This is a genomic window from Methyloversatilis universalis FAM5, from assembly GCF_000214035.2.
Lineage (GTDB): Bacteria > Pseudomonadota > Gammaproteobacteria > Burkholderiales > Rhodocyclaceae > Methyloversatilis > Methyloversatilis universalis.
In genome coordinates, this window is the sequence record NZ_AFHG01000059.1 from 438,181 (window position 1) to 445,317 (window position 7,137).

Genomic DNA, 7,137 nt, shown 5'->3' on the forward strand with positions numbered 1-7,137 from the left:
ACGCAGACACAGGAGAACACCATGGCAAGAATGAAATTCATCTGTGACGCCGAGCGCTGCATCGAGTGCAACGGCTGCGTCACGGCCTGCAAGAACGAACACGAAGTGCCCTGGGGCGTGAACCGGCGGCGCGTCGTGACCATCAACGACGGCGTGCCGGGCGAGCGCTCGATGTCGGTCGCCTGCATGCACTGTTCGGACGCGCCCTGCATGGCGGTGTGCCCGGTCGACTGCTTCTACCGCACCGACGAGGGCGTGGTGCTGCACGACAAGGACCTGTGCATCGGCTGCGGCTACTGCTTCTACGCCTGTCCGTTCGGCGCGCCGCAGTTCCCGCAGGCGGGGGCTTTCGGCCTGCGCGGCAAGATGGACAAGTGCACCTTCTGTGCCGGCGGCCCGGAAGCGAACAGCTCGGAAGAGGAGTTCCGCAAGTACGGCCGCAACCGGCTGGCGGAAGGCAAGCTGCCGCTGTGCGCCGAGGTCTGCTCGACCAAGGCGCTGCTCGGCGGCGACGCAGACGTGCTGGCCGACATCTACCGCCAGCGTGTGCTCACCCGCGGCAAGGGCGCCGAAATCTGGGGCTGGTCCACCGCCTACGGAAAGCCGGACGCACCCGCTGCCCCGGCACCGTCAGCAGGAGGCAAATCATGAAGCCGCTGATCGCGACGGCCTGTGTGATCGCGCTCGCCGCCGGCCTGGCCGGCTGCGGCGAGAAGTCGCAGGTGGTGGTGTACAAGCAGGGCCAGTACCAGGGCAAGGCGGACGGCAAGCCCTGGGACAACGAGGCCTTCTCCGGCGACAAGGGCAACTGGGAAACCGCCATCAAGGCGCGCAACCAGAGCCAGAACGAATATCGCCGCATCAACGGTTAGGAGAGCGTTCATGGCTTACGACATGACGGTATGGCGGCGACTGCTGTGTGCGCTGCTCACGCTGTGCGCGCTGGCCGCGGGACCGGTCTTTGCGGCCGATCCGCCGCCGCCCACCGACCAGGCGCTGCGCCAGCAGGTGCAGCCGCTGAACAACGCCCCGGTCTGGCGCGAAGTACGCTCCGGTGAAGCGCACTTCACTACGGTGAAGGGTGTGGAGACAGGTGTGCTGATCCAGTCCGGCGGACAGACCTGGCGGGCGCTGCGCAACGGCCCGATTACGCTGTACGGCGGCATCGCCTTCTCGGCCATGCTGGTGCTGCTGGCGCTGTTCTTCAAGCTGCGTGGCCAGATCCGGCTCAGCGAGCCGAAGACCGGCCGGCTGATCCAGCGTTTCACGACGCTGGAGCGCATGTCGCACTGGACCATGGCGATCTCGTTCTGCGTGCTGATGGTGAGCGGGCTGATCATGCTGTTCGGCAAGCACGTGCTGCTGCCGGTGTTCGGCTATTCGCTGTTCGCGGTGGTCGCCATGGTGTGCAAGAACATCCACAACTTCGTCGGCCCTGTATTCATCCTGTCGGTGCTGCTGTTCATCGTGCTGTTCGTGAAGGACAACGTGTGGCAGGCCATCGACGCGCTGTGGATACGCAAGGCGGGCGGTCTGCTCAGCGGCGAGCATGTGCCCTCGCACCGTTTCAATTTCGGCGAGAAAACCTGGTTCTGGCTGGGCGTGGTGTTCCTGTCGCTCACCGTCGGCGCCAGCGGACTGGTGCTGAACTTCCCGAACTTCGAACAGGGTCGGGCGGTGATGCAGACCGCGAATCTGGTGCATCTGATCGGCGGACTGATCGTGATGACGCTGTCGCTGGCGCACATCTACATTGGTACGCTGGGCATGGAAGGCGCGCTCGAAGGCATGCAGACCGGCTATGTCGATGAGACCTGGGCGAAGGAGCACCACGAGCTGTGGTACGACGCCGCCCGTCAGAACCAGGGCATGGAACAGACGCCGGGCGGCCTGTCGGCGCCGGCGGCCGTCAGGACCTAGAGGAGAGATCGAATGAACAGACTGATCGTGCTGCTGCTGGGCGCAGTGCTGACTTCGGCGGCCTGGGCCAAGCTGCCTGAGCTGACCGAGGAACAGAAGGCGGCCGCGGCGGAGAAGAAGGCGAAGGCCGACGAAGCGACCAAGAAGGCGAATGAGCAGCTCGCCGTGGCGCAGGACAGGGTGGCCGGCAAGTACATCGAGCAGATGAAGGCGAAGGGCGTCACCGTGACGCCCACGCCGGTCGTGCCCCCGGCGCCGCCGGCGGCCGCGCCCGTACCGGCTCCGGCCGCACCGGCCGCGGCGCCTGCAGCGAAGTAGATGGATTAAGGCCCGATCACCGATCGGGTTCCTGAAAAGACAGAAGGCACCTTGCGGTGCCTTCTGTCTTTCTGCGGACGGTGTATCGCGCGAGGCGATACACCGTGGCCTCAGGTCAGCCGCCGAAGCGGTAGCGCACGCCCACCCAGCCGGCGCGCGGGGCGCCCGGTGCGTAGAAGGTTTCGTCACGCGAACCGCCGGTCGTGTCGAAGCTGTTGTTCGGCCCGACGAAGGGGTTCTCGCCGATCTGGCCGGCGGTGAAGTAGCGCTTGTCGAACACGTTGTTCACCCGCGCGAACACCGACCAGCCGCCGCCGAGACGGGCATCCGCCACCATGTTGACCACGGTGAAGCCGGAGGTCTTGCCGTTCTCGTCGTGCTCGTTGTTTTCGTTGCCGCGGGCGTAGACGCCGGAGTGGCTGACCACGTCCGAGCCCAGCGTGAGCCACTCGGTGGCGCGCCAGTTCAGACCCAGCTTGAACGAGTGCTCGGCGATGCCCGGAATGCGGTCGCCGGATTCGACCCGGATGTTGTCCACTCCGCAGCCCTGAGTGCCTGCAGCGGAGTTTTCTGCCGAAACGATGCACTCGCTGGAGCGGTAGGTGGCATCGACCCAGGTGTAGCCTGCGTGCCAGCCGAAGCGGCCGTAGTCGCCGGAGAGGCCGAGCTCGACGCCGTTGCGCTGGGTCTTGCCGAAGTTCTTGAAATAGCCCTGACCGACGGTGTTGCTGGCCACGAACAGGATGTCGTCGCGGTTGATCGCGCCAAAGGCGGCCACGTTCCAGCGCACCGGCCCTGCAATGCCGCGAGCACCGATTTCGATGCTGCGGGTGACCACCTGGTCGAGGCGCGGGTCCGCCTGCATCGCGTTGGGCAGCTTGCAGGGCTGGGCCGGGTCGGAACAGCCCAGTTCGATCGGGCTGGGCGCGCGGTTGCCCTGCTGGGCGTTCGCGTACAGCGTGACGGCCGGCGAAAGCGCATAGGTGGCGCCGAGGGCCGGATTGATCTTGCTGTAGGTGTAATCGCTGTTCAGGCTGGAGGTGGCGTCCAGCTGGTCCATCGTCCGCACGCTGGTGTGGTTGTAGCGACCGGACAGCGAAACCGTGGCGTCGGTGATCGGTTTCCAGGTGCCGGTGGCGAACAGGCTCCAGGTCTGGCTGCGGCCACGCAGCTTCGGATCAGGATCCTCTTCGGCAGCGGTCGGCGTGACCGAACGGTCCGGCAGGAAATCGCCCTCCTGTTCGGTCTGCTGGAACTTGGTGCGGCTGTGATCGAAGGTCGTGCCCACCGCCAGCTGGCGGTCGTCGCGGATCTGCGCCCACTGCGCGCTGAAGCCGTAGCCGGTCTGGCGGGTGCGGGTGCGGTTCAGCACGCCCTGCGGGTCGCCCGGCGCCGCGAACTCGTCATTCACGTCGCCGTTCAGCGTGCGCACATTGTTCTTGCGCACATAGACGGTACCCGACAGCTTCTGTTCGTCGTCCAGCCAGTAGCCGCCGGTCAGCGACACCATGGTCATCTGGTTCCGGGTGTTGTCCGGCGACGTGAAGATCGAGCGCTTGCGCTGTTCGTAGAAGGACAGCGGCGTGAGGCCGTTGCCGATCAGGTCGCTGTTGGCGTGGGTGATGTTCAGATCGAGCTCGTGCTTGGCCGAGCGGTGCGAAATCTTGCCGAAGAACTGGTTCACGTCCGACGGTGACAGGTCGCGCCAGCCGTCTTCCTTGAAGCGGGTGGCGGTGAAGTACCAGCCCAGTTCGCCGTTGTTGCCGCCGTGCTCGGCGGTGACCGCGTGCCGGCCGAAGCTGCCGGCGTACGCCTCGATGCCGGTACCGGCGTGGCTGAAGCCGTCCTTGGTGCGGATCGACAGTGCGCCGCCCAGCGTATTCAGACCGAACAGCGGGTTCGAGCCGGGGATGAGATCGATCGAGGCGATCGCGTTACGCGGGATCAGATCCCAGTTCACGATGTCGCCGAAAGGTTCGTTTATCCGCACGCCGTCCTGGTACACCGACAGGCCCTGCGGCGTGCCGAGCAGCGGGCTGGCGGTGAAGCCGCGGTAATTGACGTCGGCCTGGTAGGGGTTGCCCTGGATTTCATTGACGTTGACGCTCATGAGCTGGCTGCCCAGCAGTTCCGGCAGGCCGGCGGCACCGGTGTCACGCAGCGCGTCACGGCGGATCGACTGCACGTTGGACGGAATTTCGTCCTTCGGGCGATCTAGACCGGGCACCGGCGAGGTACCGACGATTTCGACTGCGGGGGCGACGGTCTGGGCGTTGGCCGCGGAAAGCGGCGCCAGGGCGAAGGCGGTACCGATCAGTGCGGCTATCGGCGTCAGGCGCAGTGCGGCTGCGCCGTGGTGGGTGCTCACGTTTTCACTCCTCTCGTTTCGGGGGCTGCACGTTCTGATGGCGTGCTCGCAGTGACGACACGGCTGACCGGAAGTCGCGATGGACGATAGCGGAGAGGAGGGGACGCATCTCGGGAAATTTTCCCGAGATGCGTCCGGGGGCGATAAGGCTGTGTTTCGGGCGCGAACCGACCGGAAATCAGTCCTCGGAAACCAGCCTGTCCGGGGTCCCGGAGACGATGCCCAGGCGCAGCGCAAGGTGCACCAGAGCGGCCGAAGTGCTTACGTTGAGCTTTTCCTTGATCAGCGCCTGGTAGTTGGCGACCGTCTTCTGGCTCAGATTCAGCGTGGTGGCACATTCGGCGGCGGACAGGCCCCGCGCCAGCAGGCGGAAAACCTCGAATTCCCGCGGCGACAGGGCGTTGATCACCGCCCGCTCGGAATCCGGCGCCCGCATTTCGACCACCTTGCGCACGTCTTCGCTGAAGTAGCGTTCCCCACGGGCGACCGCACGGACCGCTTCCAGCAGTACTTCCGGTGCGCTGCGCTTGCTGATGAAGCCACAGGCACCGCCCTGTATCGCCTTGTCCACGACCACTGCCTCGTCATGCACGCTGAACACCAGTACCCGTGCGCCCGGGTCGCGGGCGCGGATGCGACGGATCAGGTCGATGCCGCTGGATCCGGGCAGGGACAGATCGGTCACCGTGACGCCGGGGGCGTGCTGGATGTAAGCGGCGTAGCCGGCATCCGCATCCGCTGCCTCGGCCGTGACCCGGATGTCGCCGCCGGTTTCCAGCAGGCGCGCGTAGCCGGATCGCACCACCGGGTGGTCATCTACCAGAAGCACATCGATCATCGGTTTTCCTCCTCGGTCGCCATCTCTGTATCTATGTATATATGGGGTGCGAGCGGATGATGTGCTGCCGGGGGAACCCGGCAGCACACCAAGACGCCGCCCAGACGGCTCTGGCCTATCGTCAGTTCTCCACCCAGCATGGACGCGCGTTCCTTCATGCCGAGCCACCCGAGGCCGGCCCGCACGCTCGCCGCATCATGCCCGACGCCGTCATCCTCGATATCCAGTTCGATCGAGCCCGCGTCGCTCTCCCGGCGCAACGATATCCGCACGTGGCTGGCGCGGGCGTGCTTGACCACATTGGACAGCGACTCCTGTGCGATGCGGAACAGCGCAATATTGATCTGCTCTCCCAGGTCCGACAGATTCCCGGATGGCAGCAGCGCACAGCTCACTTCGGTGCGCTCCTCCCACGCTTCGCACAGCGACTGCAGTGCGCCGACCAGACCGAGGCTGTCCAGCGCCGCCGGCCGGAGTTCATACAGCAGACCGCGTACCGTCTGGTAAAGCTCGTCCGCGGTGTCTGCAATTCGAAGGGCAGCTGCCTGCTCGCCGTTTCCCTCGGGCAGTGCCTTGCACAGGAACACCGCATCGATCCGGATCGCGTTGCAGCTCTGGCCGAAATGGTCGTGAAGTTCGTGCGCGATGCGACGGCGCTCTGCCTCCTGCAGACCGATCAGCGTCTGCGCCAGTTCACGATTGCGGGCCGCCAGGCGCTGCAAAGCGCGTTCGGCGGAAATGCGCGACAGCAGCTCGCGCCGGGCCTCGCGCCAGCGCAGCAGCGAAAACACTGACAGGCCTGCCAGCAGGCTGAGCAGGACGAATACCAGCTCGTCGGCCTGGAAGCCCTCGTATTGTTCCAGCGCCGTATGCAGACTTTCGTACAGCTCGGTACGGGAACTGACCAGAAAGGTGAGCACCGCCGCGGCTGCAATCATCAGCAGCTCGAGCTGCCGGCGTCGGATTGTCGCCCGGGGACTGGGCAACGCCTCTCTATATATATGCATGGTGTCGAGCGACAACGACGCTCCCTGCTTGTGGAGCGTCGATGCTGCCACAAGGGCGGCTATCGGATGCAGGGGGTGAACAGGGCCGATGAAAAGAATTTGAAGAAAGGTGTTGACCGGCCCCCTTCGCCCTGCCATAATCTTTTTCTCCCTGACGCGGGGTGGAGCAGTCTGGCAGCTCGTCGGGCTCATAACCCGAAGGTCACAGGTTCAAATCCTGTCCCCGCAACCAGCGATGAGCTGGTCTGGTTTGAAGTGCGCTCTTTAACAAAACAAACAGCCGATAGGTGTGGGCACGTTGTAGTTGAGATGGCGAGCAGCTGTCGTTTCAGGGTAACTTGGGGCGGTGGTTGATCGCATGACAACTAAATTGAAGTGCTCATACGAATCAAAGGTTTTAAGCGAAAGCTTATACCTGTGAATTCTGACGAGTTTTGGGAATTAAACTGAAGAGTTTGATCCTGGCTCAGATTGAACGCTGGCGGAATGCTTTACACATGCAAGTCGAGCGGCAGCACGGGGGTAACCCTGGTGGCGAGCGGCGAACGGGTGAGTAATACATCGGAACATGCCCAGTCGTGGGGGATAACACTTCGAAAGAAGTGCTAATACCGCATACGTCCTGAGGGAGAAAGCGGGGGATCGCAAGACCTCGCGCGATTGGAGTGGCCGATGTCAGATTAGCT

Annotated in this window: 7 protein-coding genes, 1 tRNA gene and 1 rRNA gene; 6 read left to right on the forward strand and 3 right to left on the reverse strand. The window is 64.5% G+C overall.

Features of this window, described 5'->3' with window-relative positions; translation table 11 throughout:
* Positions 1-21: 21 nt before the first annotated feature.
* Genes fdh3B through METUNV1_RS19840 form a run of 4 tightly spaced genes read left to right on the forward strand, consistent with a single transcriptional unit; the run spans position 22 to position 2,238 of the window.
* Positions 22-651, forward strand: coding sequence for a formate dehydrogenase FDH3 subunit beta (fdh3B, locus tag METUNV1_RS19825; RefSeq protein ID WP_008064925.1), 630 nt, complete (start codon positions 22-24; stop codon positions 649-651).
* Complete coding sequence (locus METUNV1_RS19830) at positions 648-872, forward strand: lipoprotein (protein ID WP_008064927.1); 225 nt, start codon at positions 648-650, stop codon at positions 870-872. Before fdh3B ends, METUNV1_RS19830 begins: the two co-directional genes overlap by 4 nt.
* A 10-nt stretch (positions 873-882) precedes the next feature.
* On the forward strand, positions 883-1,920 hold the full coding sequence (locus tag METUNV1_RS19835) for a formate dehydrogenase subunit gamma (RefSeq protein ID WP_008064929.1): 1,038 nt from the start codon (positions 883-885) through the stop codon (positions 1,918-1,920).
* A 12-nt stretch (positions 1,921-1,932) separates the two neighbouring features.
* A complete protein-coding gene (locus METUNV1_RS19840) occupies positions 1,933-2,238 on the forward strand; it encodes a hypothetical protein (RefSeq protein WP_008064930.1) in 306 nt (101 codons plus the stop codon).
* Between the two features lie 115 nt (positions 2,239-2,353).
* On the opposite strand, the gene METUNV1_RS19845 is transcribed toward METUNV1_RS19840, so the two are convergent.
* The 3 genes from METUNV1_RS19845 to METUNV1_RS19855 form a co-directional block, all read right to left on the reverse strand.
* Positions 2,354-4,606, reverse strand: a complete 2,253-nt coding sequence (locus METUNV1_RS19845; RefSeq protein ID WP_008064932.1) for a TonB-dependent receptor — start codon at positions 4,604-4,606, stop codon at positions 2,354-2,356.
* Positions 4,607-4,784: 178 nt separating this feature from the next.
* Positions 4,785-5,444, reverse strand: coding sequence for a response regulator (locus METUNV1_RS19850; protein WP_008064960.1), 660 nt, complete (start codon positions 5,442-5,444; stop codon positions 4,785-4,787).
* Positions 5,441-6,466, reverse strand: a complete 1,026-nt coding sequence (locus METUNV1_RS19855) for a sensor histidine kinase (RefSeq protein WP_232416286.1) — start codon at positions 6,464-6,466, stop codon at positions 5,441-5,443. Before METUNV1_RS19855 ends, METUNV1_RS19850 begins: the two co-directional genes overlap by 4 nt.
* Positions 6,467-6,606: 140 nt before the next feature.
* Between METUNV1_RS19855 and METUNV1_RS19860 the strand changes: the two genes are divergently transcribed.
* Both METUNV1_RS19860 and METUNV1_RS19865 read left to right on the forward strand, forming a co-directional pair.
* Positions 6,607-6,683 (forward strand) — tRNA-Met (locus METUNV1_RS19860).
* 211 nt (positions 6,684-6,894) lie between these two features.
* A 16S ribosomal RNA gene (locus METUNV1_RS19865) occupies positions 6,895-7,137 on the forward strand; the annotation flags it as partial.